We start from the raw sequence: 15346 nt of genomic DNA, 5'->3' as shown, positions 1-15346 counted from the left end.
TGTGTGTGTGCGTGACCCGATTTCCATGTGTCGGGCGCGCTCTCCCCCTTACCTACCCCCGCACCCCACTGCCGTCAGGCAGTGGGGCGCGAATTGCTTTCAGCCGCAGGCTGTTCAGTCCTCGGGCTCGTTCTCGAGCGTCTGGCGCACGGCCTCGACCAGGTTGGGCGCGAGGTTGGGCGCGGTGCGCAGGTCGAGGTCGCCGAAGGGGTCTTCCTCGTGTTCGGCGGGGCGGACCTGAAGCAGCGACAGCGAGGTGCCGTCGCGGAGCACGCCCACGAACAGGCGGGCATCGCGGCGCTCGGGATGTTCGACGGCGGCTTGGCGGGCGGCCGAATCGGCGGCATCGGGATCGGCGAGCAGCGGCTCGATCGCGTCATCGAGGGTCTGTTCGGCATCGGGCGGCAGCACCACGATCTGCTGCACCAGCACACAGCCCTCGACCGCGAGCGGCCAGCTGGTGGTGGCCAGGAATTCGTCGAGCGCACGGGGATGGTCGCCGTTGATGTCCTCCGGAAACGGCTCCTGCGCAATCGGAGTCAGCGCGTCCTTCTCATCCACCTGATCCAGCAGCGAGGGCTCGGCCGCCACCAGGTCCACGGTCGGTACCAGCGCGAACATCTGCGGCGGGCGGTCCCAGCCCTCGCCGTCGGCATACTCGGCGACTTCGCGGATGCACCGGTACAGGGCGGATGCGGCCCACTGCTCAGGGTTCACCCCGCAATCCTCGCATCGAGATCTCCGAGTCTCGAGCCCGGGTGTTGGGCCGGATCCCGGGCGATTTACGTAGAGTGGGGCGCGAACGGTCCCCTGGGACCAACTCGCATCATCGGACTGCGGTGCACCGCCCGGTTTTTCCGGCGGGCCTGCCGGACCCTGGGAGAGTGGCATCGTGGGCATGCGCCCCCCGACTGGCTTACCTTCGCTGTCACGTCGCAGTCGAGTGCTGTTGGTAACAGCACTGGTACTGGCGGCACTCTTGTTGGTCGGGCCGCGGCTCACCGACGCCTATACGAACTGGTTGTGGTTCGGGGAGGTCGGTTTCCGGGGTGTCTACCACCGGGTGCTGCTGACCCGGTTCCTACTCTTCCTCGTGGTCGCGGTGATCGTCGGCGCGATCATCTGGCTCGCACTGCTGCTGGCGTACCGCTCCCGGCCGGTCTTCGTCCCGGTCTCGGGTCCGGGCGATCCGATCGCGCGCTACCGCACCACCGTCATGAGCCGACTGCGGCTGTTCGGCATCGGGATTCCGCTGCTGATCGGTCTGCTGTCGGGTCTGGTGGCGCAGTCCAGCTGGGCGACGGTGCAGCTGTTCCTGCACGGCGGTTCGTTCGGGGTGCGGGATCCGCAGTTCCATCTGGACATCGGTTTCTACACCTTCGATCTGCCGTTCTACCGGATGGTGCTGAACTGGCTGTTCGTCGCCGTGGTGATCGCGTTCTTCGCGAATCTGGTGACGCACTACGTCTTCGGCGGTCTGCGCCTGGCGGGTCGCGAGGGCACGCTGAGCCCCGCCGCGCGCGTTCAGCTGGCCGTGCTGGCCGGACTCTTCGTGCTGCTCAAGGCGATCGCGTACTGGTTCGACCGGTACGCACTGCTGTCGAGCACCCGTAAGGAGCCGACCTTCACCGGTGGTTCGTACACCGATATCAACGCGGTGCTGCCAGCCAAGCTGATCCTGCTCTCCATCGCGGTGATCTGCGCGGTGGCGTTCTTCGCCGGGGTCGTCCTGCGCGACTTGCGGATTCCGGCCATGGCGGCGGCGCTGCTGGTGCTCTCCTCGGTGCTGGTCGGCGCGGTGTGGCCGCTGCTGGTGGAGCAGTTCTCGGTGCGCCCGAACGCGGCCACCAAGGAGAGCGCGTATATCCAGCGCAATATCGCCGCCACCCGAGACGCCTACGGCATCACCGGGGACAAGGTGCAGTACGTCGACTACAAGGGCGGCAGCCAGAAGGAACCCGGGCAGACCGCCGCCGATCAGCAGACCATCGGCAATGTGCGGCTGCTGGATCCGAACCTGTTGGCGCCGACCTTCATTCAGCGCAATCAGCTGCAGAACATCTACGGTTTCCCGGACACCCTGGCCATCGATCGCTACACCATCAACAACCAGATCGGCGACTACGTGGTGGCGGCGCGCGAGTTGCAGCCGCAGAACCTGGCGGACAACCAGAAGGATTGGATCAACCGGCACACCGTGTACACCCACGGTGACGGTTTCGTCGCCTCGCCCGCGAACAAGGTCAATGCCGCACCGCCCGCCGATCCCAAGCAGGCGCAGCAGACCGCGGGCAGTGACAGCAGCGGCGGCGGTTACGGCTATCCGGTCTTCACCGTGCCCGGTCCGAACGGGACCGAGCTCAAGACCGTCAGCGATCTCGGAACGCCCAAGGATCAGCAGGCCATTCAGGTCGATCAGCCGCGGATCTACTTCGGGCAGTTGATCTCCAAGACCGATGCCGATTACGCCATCGTCGGCGGGGTCAATCAGCCGCCGCGCGAATACGACACCAATTCAACGCAATTCACCTACAACGGCTCGGGCGGCGTGCCGATCGGCAACTGGTTCAACCGATTCGCCTTCGCCGCCAAGTACGCCGAGCGGAACATTCTGTTCTCCGGTGCCATCGGATCCGATTCGAAGATCATCTTCAATCGCAATCCGCGGGACCGGGTGCAGGAGGTCGCACCGTGGCTGACCGCCGACACCGACGCCTACCCGGCGGTGGTGGACGGTCGCATCCTGTGGATCGTCGATGCCTACACCACCCTCGACAACTACCCGTACGCGCAGAAGACCTCGCTCGACGGCGCGGTCGAGGACAGCATCGACCAGACCACCGGTCGAGTGGTGCCGCGCAAGGAGGTCTCCTACATCCGTAATTCGGTGAAGGCGACCGTCGACGCGTACGACGGCACCGTCTCGCTGTACACGGTGGACTCCACCGATCCGGTGCTCAAGGCGTGGAGCAGCGTCTTCCCCGGCACGGTGAAGCCCGAGAGCGCCATCAGCAAGGATCTGCGCGACCACTTCCGTTATCCGGAGGACCTTTTCAAGGTGCAGCGCGAGATGCTGGCGAAGTACCACGTGGATGATCCGCGCGAGTTCTTCACCAACAACGCCTTCTGGTCGGTGCCGAACGATCCGACGCAGGAGGGTGCGGCCAGTGGTGCGCATCAGCCGCCGTACTACGTACTGATCGGTGATCCCAAGACCGGTAAGGCCGAGTTCAGTCTGACCAGCGTGATGGTCGGCTACAAGCGGAACTATCTGTCGGCGTACATCCAGGCGCATTCGGATCCGGAGAACTACGGCAAACTCACGGTGCTGCGATTGCCGGATACGGCGGCGCAGGGCCCGGGTCAGACGCACAGCCAGATGACGGGCAACAGTGCGGTCGCCTCCGATCGAACACTGTTGACGGGCAGCAGTGCCAATAAGCTGAAATACGGCAACCTGCTCACGCTGCCCGTGGGCGACGGCGGCATCCTCTATGTGGAGCCGTGGTACCTCGAACGCAGTGTCGCCGGAGCCAATAACGCCCCGACCTTCCCGCAGTTGGTGAAGGTGCTGGTCAGCTACCACGACAAGATCGGTTACGGCGCGACCGTCAAGGAGGCGCTGAACCAGGTGGCTCCCGAATTGGCCTCCGCCGCATTGGATCTGCCGAACCAGCCGGGCGCCCCGCCGCAGAGCAATCCACCCGCGAACCAGGGTGCGCAACCGCCCGCCAACCAGACGGTGCCACCGCCGACCGGTTCGACGGGCAAGGACGCCGCGGTCAAACAGCTGGACGATGCCCTCAAGGCGGTGCAGGACGCCCAGAAGTCGGGTGACCTGGGCCAGCTGGGTAAGGCTCTGGAGCAGCTGCAAACGGCTGTGACGAACTACGAGAAGGCCGGCGGCTAACCGCTCCGCCGTGCCGAAATGAAGGGCGCTGCCGTCGATCTCGACGACAGCGCCCTTCGTTCGTCGTAGGCTCGGGCCGGAGCGATCGAGCGGAAGGCGGACCATGTCCGACGAGAAGATGTTCAGTGTATTCGGGCGAATGACCGCGCAGCCGGGTCGGCGCGATGAGCTGATCGCCTTGCTGGTGCAGGGTTTTCGCGCCGGAGGCGAGAGCGGTGGACTGGTCGGCTACAGCGTCAACACCGCCTTCGACGATCCGGACACCATTTGGCTGACGCAGTTGTGGGTCGACAAACCCGCGCATGACGCGACCACTCGTTCGGAGCCGGTTGCCGCTGTGTCCCAGCGGATTCCACCGCTACTGGCCGGACAACCCGAGGGTTGCTACGGCAATGCCGTGCACGTTCACACCCGAGTCCTCGGCGACGAGGCGTAGCCGATCTCACCGGCGGCCCGCTGAGCGGCGGGTGCGGGCGGGCTGCGCGGCCGACTTCACCGTGGCCAGTACCGGGGGTCGTCTCCAGGGTGTGGAGGGCGCCGAGTTCGCGGGTGAGGTAGTGGTGCAGGGTCGCGGGGTCCGGACAGAGGGCTTCGGCGATCAGATTCGATCTGCCGGTGGCGGCGGCGACGTATGCCAATTCCTCATGCTGGGCAAGGGCTTCGGCGACCCGGTCCAATTGCCCCGGGCAACCGAGGCGCACAGCAGTGCCCGGGTAGTCACGCCGAGTCCGCGATCGTTGACCTCCATGTCGAAGTAGAGTGCGCCGGTGCCGCGCAGATCCGAAATCCTGCGTGCCACAGTCGATTGCGACCAGCCGGTGACGTTCGTGAGCCGCGCCAATCCGGACCGGCCATCGGTGCGCAGCGCGCGGAAGAGGCAGGCCGATCACGCGCTGTCCGGCCGTCTCGCGCAGGCGGCGATAGCGGCGCGCGACGGATTCCCGGGATCCGCGCCGCGGGTACCGTGTGTGCCACCCCTTCAGTCGGGGCCGTATCGCCGTGGTGGATCCGGTCGATATCGCTGCCGTCGCGGTGGAATCACTTGTGCGCCAGTGTCATACCGGAAAGGTCTATACGCTGAGCGGTCCGCGGCCGTTCTCGCCGGGCGAGCAGACCGGGATACGGCCGAGGTGCTGGGCCGCCCCGCTGCGGTTCGAGGAGATCTCCGCGACCGAATCCCGTTCGGCCCTGCTGAGTTTCGGCGTCACACCGGAGCTCGCCGATGCCATCACCGCGCTGCGTGCGACAGCGCTGGAGTCCTTCACCGTGGTGGTGCACCCCACCGTCGAACAGGTGACCGGGCGTCCGCCGCGCGACTTCCGCGAATGGGCGATCGCGCATCGCGCGGAGTTCCTTCACTGATCGAATCCGCCCGCGCGACAGCAAAAGGCGCCGCCGTCGTCATGGACGGCAGCGCCTCTCGCCACTTCCGATACGGGGAAGGAGTGCGGATCTCAGCGGCCCCAGGACTCGATGAGGGCGGCGTTCTGATCCAGCACCTGGTGGTACTGATCCTGGACGCCGAACTGCTGGGCGAGGCCGCCGGCGACATCTCTGGCCTGATCGATGATGGCCTGCTTGTCGGTGGGAAGCGGGGCGGGCGCGACTGGTGCGACGGGCTCCGGTTCGACGACCGGCTCCGGCTCGGAGGTTCCCGCGCGCAGGTACTGGCCGCAGACGGGCCAGGCGCCGACGCCCTGGGAGGCGAGCACGTTCTCCGCGACGCGGATCTGCTCGGCCTTGGAGGCGTTGCTGGCGGTGCCGGTGCCGCCGTTGGCGGCCCAGGTGCTCTGCGAGAACTGCAGGCCGCCGTAGTAGCCGTTGCCGGTGTTGATTCCCCAGTTGCCGCCGCTCTCGCACTGGGCGACGCCGTCCCAGTTGTGAGCGGGTGCTGCCGAGGCTGTCGCGGTGAAGCCGAACGGGACGGCAACAAGAGCGCCCGTGACGGCCACGAGGCCGAGGGTGCGAGAGTTGATCTTCCGGTTCTGTTTCATGGTGTTTTCCCTCCCTGCGCCCACCCACCCGGCCGATTGCCCAGCCGTGCCCTGCCCCCAGGAGCTCTGGGTACCAAACCGCGGGGCAGGGTTTCGGGAGTGCGGCGGTTCGGTGCGGTGCCCGTCACGGGTTTGATCCGGGCCGAGACTGACGATAACGAGGAAATCTCGACAGATCACGTCTTGATAACTTAAGAATTGCATGAAGCGAATAACCCGAAAAATGGCCTTCATGCAGGTTGGCTATGCTGGAATTCGATATCCCGATCGGTCTGTTATATGCCCGTGATGTGATTCAACTCACTGCGAAAATGTGACTCCCGTCACGTTTCGGGCGCGTTTCAGTGGGAGACGCGCGCAGGAAGGCCGTCAAGGCGGAGGTTTTTCGGTTCCTACCCTCCGGTTCACAACCGTCCGGATGGTCGGACCGCCCGCCAAGATCGAACCCGTAACCCACGGAAACCGCCGTGACCAGCCGATTTGGCGCTGACGACAGCCCGTGTGTAATGTTGTGTTCACCGACGCGGGGTGGAGCAGCTCGGTAGCTCGCTGGGCTCATAACCCAGAGGTCGCAGGTTCAAATCCTGTCCCCGCTACTAGGCAGAACGGCCCGGAACCTACTGGTTCCGGGCCGTTTTCGCATTCATTTGGCATCACGTTTGGCATCATTAGCCAAACTCAGTGTCATGGATGTGGTGTCGTCGCAGGGGTTTCGCGGCGTCCCAGCATATAGGTGGCGGCGAGATCGGCGGCGTGTTCGTCCATGCCGGGCAGGATGTGCTGGTACGTCTTCATGGTGAAGGCGACGTCTGCGTGGCCCGCGCGTTGGCTGACCACCTTCGGGCTAACTCCGGCCAGCAGCGATGCTGTGATGTAGGTGTGGCGGAGGTCGTAGAAGCGGATCTCGGGCAGCCCAGCGCGCGCGGCGAGCCGTTTGAACCGTTCTCGGATGGAATCCGGGTGGACGGGGCGGCCGTCCTCGTAGGTGAAGACTAGGTCGGTGTCACGGAAGTCGTCGCCGTAGAGCGCTCGTTCGGTGTCCTGGATCAACTTCCATACGCGCAACGCGGTGACGGTCTCCTGATCGAGTGCGATCAGCCGTGCGGAATCCTCGGTTTTGACCTGAGCGTCTTGTGCGCGCCCGGCGACGACGACCCGGCCCTCGTGTACGGACAGAGTTCCCGCGTCGAGATTTAAGGAGGGCCAACGTATTCCGCAGATCTCGGCGCGTCGTAGTCCGGTGGTCAGCTCCAGTCGAAATAGAGCGTAGAAGCGGTCGAAACTGACACTGTCCATGAACTGGATGGCCTGGTCGGGCGTCCACACCGGCCGCCGGGAACGGGTCGCACGGGGTGGCTTGGCATTGGCGGCGGGGTTGTCGATGAGATGTTTCCAGGCCACGGCGTCGGCCAGCGCACGGTGGATGGTGATGTGGATGTTGCGGACGGTCTTCTTCTCGAGGCCAGCGGGTTTGGGCTTCGGTATCCGCCCGGCCTTGTAACGACGGACGGCGGAACGGGCCGCGTGGATGGTGACACCGCATGCCTCGGCTATCTGCCGTGGCGTGGGTTCATGGCCGCGCTGTCGCTGTGTGGTCCAGTGTTTGTACATGCGAATGTTGTTGTCGGGCTTGATGCGTCCGTCGATCAGTAGTTGGGCGTAGAACTTCACCAGCGTCGGCGCGGTGAGGTGCTGCAGCTCGCCGCGACCGAGGCGCGGGACGATGTAGGCGTGGACGAACGCTTGCCAGTTGTCGTAGGTGGTGGCGTCGACGACCATCTTGATCGCGGGCAGCCATTCCTCGACGAAGAACTCGCGAACGGTGATTTTGGAGCGTTTCACGTGCTTGTTCTGCTCGACCGCCGTGATCGCATCGCGGCACGCTGCCCATGCCGCCTTTTCGGTGGCGAACCCACCCTTGGAGTCGAAGACAGGTTTGCCGTCGGGGTCCTTCCCCGGGAGCCGAAACTGGTAGTACCAGGTCTTGCCACGCTTGCGAACGTGCCCCTGCTTCACGCGGCAGCCTCCCCGCGGTCCTCAAGTTCGAGCATCGCCTGTAGGCGGGCAGTGATGATGTAGACCCGTCCGCCCATGCGCTTGGTCGGTAGTTCGCCCGACTCGGCGAGCCGGTAGCCCGCGGAGCGGCTGATCCCAAGCAGCACAGCGGCTCTGGGGACAGACAGCAATAACGGAAGCGTGTCCCAGTGATTACGATGGGTGGTATCCGGTTCACGGTCGGGCATGGTCGCATCCTTCGGTCGGGTGCATGATCGGCTAGGTACCGGTGCGGTACGACGGGATATGGACCCTCTCGTGCGTTCGTTGGGTCAAGCGCCTCGTGCACGGATCGGGTTCTCGAACCTGGGCACCCTGTACTGGCAGCAAAGCTCCCGAAAATTGCCGCGCCGGATGGTCACAGTTGGACATCAAGGGGCGCGGTGCTCGAAGTTGCTGCGGCGAACGCGCGGTGCGTGGTGTGGGCCCCGGCAGGTGCCGCGGTCAATACACAAGGCCGACGGTCTGCATCTCGAAGCATCCTGAGCCATGCTGGGTGTTCATCGTTGAACGATCAGCCAATCCACTGAGGACGAATGATGAGCAGCCCCGAGACGGATATCCTGTTTGATCCCCACACGCTTGCTCCGTGGAGGTTCCCGAAGCCGGGTGTCGACTACGTGGGGCGCATTCTGACCACCCCATACGTGGTCTGGCGATTGGATGCGAACGGGAATCCTCAACTCACCACCGAGGGCGCCTACCGGTGGTCTCTATGGATGTGCGTGGACACCGCCGAGGGATTACGCGGCTTCTGTATCGAGACAAACCCGTTGGCCCAAGCTTTCAACGGCAACGCCACTGAGGCCAACCTGCGGCGGTGGGAGCATGACTGGAATGTGGGCGGACGGTTGCAGCTGTCATGGACACGGGATGGACGTGACCGTCACCTATATCGCGGACGGTATTCGCCGCCGCCTGCGACCCCATTAGCAGAGCGATAGCGAGCGGGCACATGGCCGGGTAAACTGACTTGGAGTAAGCGCGTCGATCGTCTGATGCGGGGTGTGGGTGGAGCACCGGTTCGCCAGGACCGCCCGTAGTCACTCATGAGAGCCAGGGAGAATTGCCCGCCACCGGCGGGAGTAAGCGGCGACCACGTCGATCGGGACAGGCGATCGATCGACCAGGGAGCCGAGGAATTACTTCCCTGGAGAGCCTGTGCCCTCATCGCCTGATACTCAAGTTCCGCGCCGTTCGACGCGCAACCACTCACCTCGATCCGCACGTCTGATGGAACGTCATGAGTCGCCAATGGCCGTCGTGTGCTGGGTACTCGACAGCGACGACCGAACTCGTCGAGCACGAAAACTCTTCATCCCGGCAGGGCTGATTGTCTGCTTGGCCCTGGCTCTGCTCTCAATCGTTCTGCTCGTCGGTGCTTCAATGCTCACAATTGGTGTCGGAACCGGTATTGGTGGCGTGTTGACGGTCAGCGCCGTGATGAGGTGGTGGCGGTCTCGTCGAAGCGAATAGTTCGGTGAAAGCTGAACGGGCCCTGAACAGATTCACCCGATGGTAGGGCCAACTGCCCTGCGCCACTGAGAGCGGCAGCCGTCGGCTCCAGCCACGATGGTTTGTCACCCACGGGTGACAAACCATCGTGGCTGGAGCGCTGACGTGCGAGTGCGGCAGCTCCGCGCGGCGATCCGAGCCCGGGCCAGGCATCATGAGGCTGGGTCAACATCGGCTAGCCCGCCGTCGGTGATTTCATTTTTAAATATGTTGTACCGATTCGCATGTCGAACCACTGTGTCAATCTGGATCTCGCCTACTTTTGAAGGCTAGCGTTCAAATGAGTGAAGTGCCGCACAATCCGCGCCGTATTTTTAGCTGGTTAACAAATGAGGTGTATCGGAATCATGCCTGTGATCGCAGATTGGGCATGCGTTAGATTTCATGTCAGCTTCGTCGGAGAGTTCCCACTCGTTGAATATTTCACCCCGCTTGTCGGGAGGCAAGTAGACTTCGCAAATTCCTGAACCGAACATCATCCCTTCGTCCTTGAATGTTTCGGAAACAGTCAGCACCAATCGATTGGACTTGATGTGTTCTCGTACAGGTAAGAAAAGTGGATGGTGATCTTTTAATAACGGAGATCGATACAGCCACACTCGATATCGTTCACATTTTGCATATAAAAATATAGGATGGTGAATTTCTATCATCGGCTACCTCAGCTTGAGTTGGCGAAATTCGACGCATTGATAGAGCGTGTCTTGCAGTTTCACTTCTTTGTGTCATATAAATCAAGGCCCTACTTCGCAGATGATCAGCGGCGGGTCAGAACAGGTCATCCCAAGTCCAGCCGGGGGCACCGGTGCCATCGGCCTCCCTTCCGAACCGGAAGTCCTCCGGGTTTGCGATATTTCCCAGAAAGAGATCGAAGCTGCCGACTGCGGGAAGGCGGGTATTCAACTTCTCCGTTTGTTCGGTCCACCCTCCGTCACGCAATTCCTGGACCAGCTCTACGGCGTCGACTAGTTCGTAGGAAGGGGTAGCGGACACGGCACGCTCGGCCAGTCGTAGTGCTTGGTCGGTCAAACCACGCTCCCGCAAAACCTTCAGCAGCCAGGCAATGCCGATCGAATCGAAGAGGTCGACTACGGGTACGGCGCGCTCGGCCATCGACTGTGCCTGGTCGATCCACTCGCCATCCAGCAGCGCCTCCAACATCTGCACGACACCAAATGGCTCGCCGAGATCGGCCTCAGCGATGGCATGCTCAACAGGGATTCGAGCCAGGTCGGTCAACCCTTGCTCCCGCAATACCTCAAGCAGCCATACGAAGACAGCAGGATCGCGTATATAGACGGAGTTGGAAATAGCGTGGTTGAACAATTCTTGTGCCTTGTCAATCCAGTTTCCCTCATATAGCTCGTCCAGCAGGGCTGCGGTGCCAACCGGGCTATCGGGGCCGTGAAAGATGTCGGGGGATAAGGCGCGCTCGACCAGTTCTCCTGCTTGGTCGGTCCATCCGCCGTCCCGCAGCTCCGAGAACAGCTCCGTGATTGCTGTACGGGTGGCGGTAGATATCGGCGAGGGAGACCGCTCGCTCTGCTAGTACTCGTTCCTGGTCGGTCCACCCGCCCTCCCGCAGCTCTTTCAGCAGCTGTGCGAGTTCAGCGGGGTCACTGGTGACGACAGTGGCTGCGGCTTGCTCGGCAAGTACCCACGCCTGATCCGTCTTTCCGCCCGTTCGCAGCTCCTTCAAGAGCGCGGCAACCTCAGGCGTGCTGGTCTCATCCGAAGTGATGTGGTTGATGACCCAGTCTGTTGGGCGTTCGTCACGTGGATGCACAATCCGAAACAGTTCAATCAATTCGGCAGCGGCAGTGAGTCCCCCGGTGAGTCCGGGGACTTCATCTTCTGTGAAGGATGAAGCTGTGTCGTCGAGGAAGAAGTACCCGGTCGAGCTGCGTGAGCGGGCCGTGCGGATGTATGCCGAGATCAGGGAGCAGCGCGAGTCGGAGTGGGCCGCGATGCGAGCGGTCGCCGAACTGCTGGGTGTCGGGACACCGGAAACAGTCCGCAAGTGGGTGCGGCAGGGGCAGGTCGATGTGGGTGCTCGCCCGGGTGTCACGACCGAGGAATCCGACGAGCTCAAACGGCTGCGGCGAGAGAACGCAGAACTCAAGCGCGCCAACGCAATTCTGAAATCGGCGTCGGTTTTCTTCGCGGCCGAACTGGACCGGCCACAGCGCTGACCGTCAGGTATATCAGCGAACATCAGGGCCATCGTGAGAACGGTGGCCTGCGATGGGGTGTCGAGTCGATCTGCGCCGTACTCACCGAGTTGGGCGTGAAGATCGCCCCATCGACCTATTACGAACACCGCCACCGGATCCCGACCGAACGGGAGCAGCGCGACGAGGAACTGAAAGCGGAGATCACACGAGTGCACACGCAGAACTTCGGCGTCTACGGCGCGAGAAAGGTGTGGCTGCAACTGAATCGGCAACGGATCCGGGTCGCGCGTTGCACGGTGGAGCGGTTGATGCGCGAGCTGGGACTGCGTGGGGCGGTGCGTGGGCGGGTCAAACGCACCACGATCGCCGATCCGGCCGCGGCGCGGCCGGCGGATCTGGTGCAACGAAGATTCGCGCCCGCGGCACCGAATCGGTTGTGGGTAGCGGACATAACCTATGTCCGGACCTGGTCGGGGTGGGTGTATGTCGCGTTCGTGATCGATGCCTATGCCCGCCGCATTCCGGCGCGTATCGCGAGGCAGTTCAGTGATGTCTGGCGGCAGTTGCAGCATCTACGAGAACGCGGACACGCCGTGTACGCGTTATGCACACTGCAGCTGACTTCAGCCGACTCAAGTGCGCTCTATTGATGCCAATACACGCGGAGCGCGAATCCGTCGAACTGACCTGAGTCGCAATGGATACTCGACTGGTTCGGTGCGTCGACGTGTCAGGTAGCAACATCTTCACTGCATTACGGACCCGAGAATGAGGACTGGTCATGAAAGACCCCCACCCGGCAGTGCGAGCTGTTCTTTGGCCCCTCGAGAGCGCACCATACCTAAGTGGAGGTCAGGCCTCGGTTGATCTAGAGCATAGGACGAGCGTGTCTTTGGCGCGTGCTCTTGCTGTGGGTTGTCTGAGCCGCCTCGATCCGAGGCTCAGATCCATTGATGTTTGGGACCCTGCCGCAGGTTCAGGATTCGCAGGCCTTCTGCTTGTCGAAGCGCTACGGTCCGCCGGAATACAGGTCCGTTACCGCGGCCAGGACATCAGCGCGGCTGCGGTGGCGACGAGTCGGCACGTCTTTGGAGGCGTTCCCGATGTCGAGGTCGTAGTCGGGAACACGCTCGAGCGCGATGAGTTCGAGGACTTCGCAGCCGATTTGGTCATCGTCGATGCGCCGTGGGGACAGACCTGGGCGAGTTCGGCTGAGGCGGTCGAGTTCCGTCGGAGAGAGGGTGCATTCCGGTTCGGCCTCCCGCAGCGCTCCGACAGCACGTGGCTCTTCATCTCGTTAGCGCTGGAGAAACTGCGTCCAGCTGCAGAGGGGGGAGGGCGAGTCGCGGCTCTGGTCCACTCCGGCGCGTTGAGCGCGAGTGGCGACAGCGCTGGTGTGAGACGACGGTTGTTGGAAACCGGTTTGCTTGAGTCGGTGACGCGGCTGCCCGAGGGGCTAGCACCGAACACGTCCATCCCACTGTATCTCCTGACCTTCACCAACAGGGCCGTGGACGCCATGCAAGGGAAGGCGCTGATCGCCGATCTGCGGACCCAGTTCACCACCGAAGATGGGTATCGGACGATCCCATCCTCAGCATTGATGGAGCTGGAGTCGGGTCTGAGGACAGGAAGGCAGGGGCCCCGCAACCGTCTTGTCGATCTCCGGCAGTTCATTCGCAGGGACGCCCCGCTGTCGCGGCGCTCCAGCGAAGGGCATCGGCTCACATGGCGTCTCACAACGTTCAACAACATGGCAATAGACACCCAGTTCGTGAATTCTCGCTACGGTCCAAGTTCCGATGTTTCGATCGACGGGGAGCCACGCGAGACCTTCGATCTGGACCCCAGCCGCATCTTCAGAGGAAACTCGCGCGACCTAGAGGAGGACATGCGGGCGAAGGGATGGCCGAGTCGACGGCTGAGCTGCCTACTCGCGACAGAACCCGAAGCTATCAAGGAGACCGATGGCGCCCGTGTGGGGGACTTGTTCATCCCGACAACTCGACAGGGGAGAGTCACAGTCGAGATACCCGACGGTGAGTTAGGCGGTCGGGTCCTCTCGATTCGGCTCGATGGCGATCTCGCTCAACCGGGTTTCTTGGCGGCATGGCTCAACTCGGAGCAAGGAATCGTGAGCCGTCGACGGGCGATCGACGCCAGCAGCTCGGGTAGCTACATCATCGCGCTGCGGTCAGACGCAAGTACGCTAATGCGCTGGGCTGACGAACTCATTGTCCCTGTGCCTGGAAAGGCGGTGCAGCTTGAGCTCGCTTCGGTGGACGAGCGCCTGGCCTCTTTTCAAGCCGCGTTAGACAGCCAGCGAGAAGGCGTCTGGGTATCTCCAGAGAAGGCAGAAGAGGTGGTGAGCAAGATCGCGAGCGCCTTTGACGACTCGCTCACCCTATGGTTCGAGCAACTTCCATTCCCCGTCGCGTCAGCGCTGTGGACCGCTGAGACCGCTACATCGCTCGGAGATAAGCTGCAGTCGTACCTCCATGCTTGGGAGGCCCTCGTGACTTTTCACGCCACCGTACTGTTGTCTGCCATCAGGAGTGATCCGGGCAAAAGCGCCGAGATCGAAGCCAGCATCCGTAACGCGCTGCATGATCAGCGCATCGGCATCGATCGAGCCTCGTTCGGAACCTGGGTGGTCATCCTGGAGACGATTTCCAAGAACCTACGTCGCACTCTTGAAAGCGGCGACGCGGACGAAGTCGCGCGCATTCGCGCCGCGTTCGGTGACCTCACCGAACCCGCGATCGAGCGGCTGATATCGAAGGACCTCGTCAAGAAGTTCAAAGAATTGAATGTCAAGCGCAACCGCTGGCGCGGCCATGGAGGGCATACGTCTGAGGAGGAGCGGCGTGCGCAAGTTGATTCCCTGATCTCAGACCTTCGTGAGCTTCGCCAGACACTCGGTAGCGTCTGGACCCAGCTGCTGCTCGTTTGCGCCGGAAGCGCCAAGCGCGGACACGACGGGTACATCCAAGCGGCAGAGGTCGCAGTCGGCACCCGATCACCTTTTGTCACAAGGGAATTCCGAGTGGGTGATGCCATGCTCGACGGCGAGCTGTACCTGGTGCGAAACGAATCGCAGTCTCCGCTGCGCCTTCTCCAGTTCGTTCAACTCCGTGCGGCTCCGCAGAATGGTCAGTACACAAGCTACTTCTACAACCGCATCGAAGGCGCTCGCGTTCGTCTGGTCAGCTACCAGTACGGGGCAGGAGCTGAAATGGAAGACGACGCGGAGAGATTCCGTGACGAGTTCGGCGCGTTGTTGCTGGGATGACACCGACTCTCGAACTCTCCGGTCAACCGGTTCAGCACGCCCCTGCGGATGTCTACGCCAGGATGGTCGCAGCCCGCAGCGGCTGTTTCGCGGTTGGCCAGCTCTCGATGTTGTTTTCTTGATCCTTCAGGGTCAACGGCGGGTCCTCGTGTGCAGAGGACCCTGCAGGCGATGACCCGCTTTTGCGGGTGTCACACTGTGCTTGTTGACAGAATTTGGGGACGGATCAGCATCTGCGGATCGACAGCCGAGGCCGCCTCTGCGGCTGAGCGGCCCGTAGATAGGCGCCGCGCCGGATGTGCCTGACTGGATACGACGCCCACCGCACACCGAGCATGTGTAAGTCCTGAAAGGGAGGTCATTCCGGTGGTTCCAAGCGAGTTTGTCAGCGCTCTTCGAATAATGG

At 62.8% G+C, this 15346-nt stretch carries 11 protein-coding genes, 1 tRNA gene and 2 pseudogenes; 7 read left to right on the top strand and 7 right to left on the bottom strand.

Features of this window, described 5'->3' with window-relative positions:
• Nucleotides 1–114: 114 nt before the first annotated feature.
• On the bottom strand, nt 115–717 hold the full coding sequence (locus NA10_RS25870; RefSeq protein WP_067572435.1) for a PPA1309 family protein: 603 nt from the start codon (nt 715–717) through the stop codon (nt 115–117).
• Nucleotides 718–892: 175 nt separating this feature from the next.
• On the opposite strand from NA10_RS25870, the gene NA10_RS25865 reads away from it, so the two are divergent.
• Both NA10_RS25865 and NA10_RS25860 read left to right on the top strand, forming a co-directional pair.
• On the top strand, nt 893–3910 hold the full coding sequence (locus NA10_RS25865) for a UPF0182 family protein (protein WP_067572433.1): 3018 nt from the start codon (nt 893–895) through the stop codon (nt 3908–3910).
• Nucleotides 3911–4013: 103 nt separating this feature from the next.
• Complete coding sequence (locus NA10_RS25860; RefSeq protein WP_067572431.1) at nt 4014–4346, top strand: putative quinol monooxygenase; 333 nt, start codon at nt 4014–4016, stop codon at nt 4344–4346.
• A gap of 142 nt (nt 4347–4488) precedes the next feature.
• On the opposite strand, the pseudogene NA10_RS39610 reads toward NA10_RS25860, so the two are convergent.
• Nucleotides 4489–4611 (bottom strand): annotated as a pseudogene (locus NA10_RS39610) (hypothetical protein); the annotation flags it as partial.
• 298 nt (nt 4612–4909) lie between these two features.
• On the opposite strand from NA10_RS39610, the gene NA10_RS25850 reads away from it, so the two are divergent.
• A complete protein-coding gene (locus NA10_RS25850; protein ID WP_067572427.1) occupies nt 4910–5272 on the top strand; it encodes a Rossmann-fold NAD(P)-binding domain-containing protein in 363 nt (120 codons plus the stop codon).
• A 92-nt stretch (nt 5273–5364) separates the two neighbouring features.
• Here NA10_RS25850 and NA10_RS25845 read toward each other — a convergent pair whose 3' ends face one another.
• A complete protein-coding gene (locus NA10_RS25845; RefSeq protein WP_067572425.1) occupies nt 5365–5904 on the bottom strand; it encodes a transglycosylase family protein in 540 nt (179 codons plus the stop codon).
• Nucleotides 5905–6426: 522 nt separating this feature from the next.
• Between NA10_RS25845 and NA10_RS25840 the strand changes: the two genes are divergently transcribed.
• Nucleotides 6427–6500: transfer RNA gene (locus tag NA10_RS25840), tRNA-Met, on the top strand.
• An 88-nt stretch (nt 6501–6588) separates the two neighbouring features.
• On the opposite strand, the gene NA10_RS25835 is transcribed toward NA10_RS25840, so the two are convergent.
• From NA10_RS25835 to NA10_RS25825, 4 genes are all read right to left on the bottom strand, one after another.
• Nucleotides 6589–7920, bottom strand: a complete 1332-nt coding sequence (locus tag NA10_RS25835) for a site-specific integrase (protein ID WP_067572423.1) — start codon at nt 7918–7920, stop codon at nt 6589–6591.
• Nucleotides 7917–8147, bottom strand: coding sequence for a helix-turn-helix domain-containing protein (locus tag NA10_RS25830; protein ID WP_067572421.1), 231 nt, complete (start codon nt 8145–8147; stop codon nt 7917–7919). The genes NA10_RS25835 and NA10_RS25830 overlap by 4 nt, the downstream gene beginning before the upstream one ends.
• A gap of 1641 nt (nt 8148–9788) precedes the next feature.
• Complete coding sequence (locus NA10_RS39605; protein WP_373862423.1) at nt 9789–10127, bottom strand: hypothetical protein; 339 nt, start codon at nt 10125–10127, stop codon at nt 9789–9791.
• 115 nt (nt 10128–10242) lie between these two features.
• Entirely contained in the window at nt 10243–10800 is a 558-nt protein-coding gene (locus NA10_RS25825) for a hypothetical protein (protein WP_067572419.1), read from the bottom strand.
• A gap of 506 nt (nt 10801–11306) precedes the next feature.
• On the opposite strand from NA10_RS25825, the gene NA10_RS39740 reads away from it, so the two are divergent.
• The 3 genes and pseudogenes from NA10_RS39740 to NA10_RS35980 all read left to right on the top strand — a co-directional run bounded on the left by NA10_RS39740 (nt 11307) and on the right by NA10_RS35980 (nt 14940).
• Entirely contained in the window at nt 11307–11666 is a 360-nt protein-coding gene (locus NA10_RS39740) for a transposase (RefSeq protein ID WP_444980063.1), read from the top strand.
• Nucleotides 11667–11800: 134 nt separating this feature from the next.
• Nucleotides 11801–12169, top strand: a pseudogene (locus NA10_RS39735) (IS3 family transposase); the annotation flags it as partial.
• A gap of 365 nt (nt 12170–12534) precedes the next feature.
• Nucleotides 12535–14940 (top strand): HsdM family class I SAM-dependent methyltransferase, encoded by a 2406-nt coding sequence (locus tag NA10_RS35980; protein WP_169812646.1) that lies wholly within the window; start codon nt 12535–12537, stop codon nt 14938–14940.
• Nucleotides 14941–15346 lie beyond the last annotated feature (406 nt).

The sequence above is a fragment of the Nocardia acidivorans NBRC 108247 genome, assembly GCF_001625085.1.
In the GTDB taxonomy this organism is placed as follows: Bacteria; Actinomycetota; Actinomycetes; order Mycobacteriales; family Mycobacteriaceae; genus Nocardia; species Nocardia acidivorans.
The sequence above is the reverse complement of the archived record's forward strand: the minus strand, read 5'-3'. Positions and strand labels throughout refer to the sequence as shown.

Coding starts and splice junctions, on each gene's coding strand:
- NA10_RS39605 (WP_373862423.1), bottom strand. CDS start 10,127: ATGATAGAAATTCACCATCCTATATTTTTATATGCAAAATGTGAACGA.
- NA10_RS25845 (WP_067572425.1), bottom strand. CDS start 5,904: ATGAAACAGAACCGGAAGATCAACTCTCGCACCCTCGGCCTCGTGGCC.
- NA10_RS25860 (WP_067572431.1), top strand. CDS start 4,014: ATGTCCGACGAGAAGATGTTCAGTGTATTCGGGCGAATGACCGCGCAG.
- NA10_RS25830 (WP_067572421.1), bottom strand. CDS start 8,147: ATGCCCGACCGTGAACCGGATACCACCCATCGTAATCACTGGGACACG.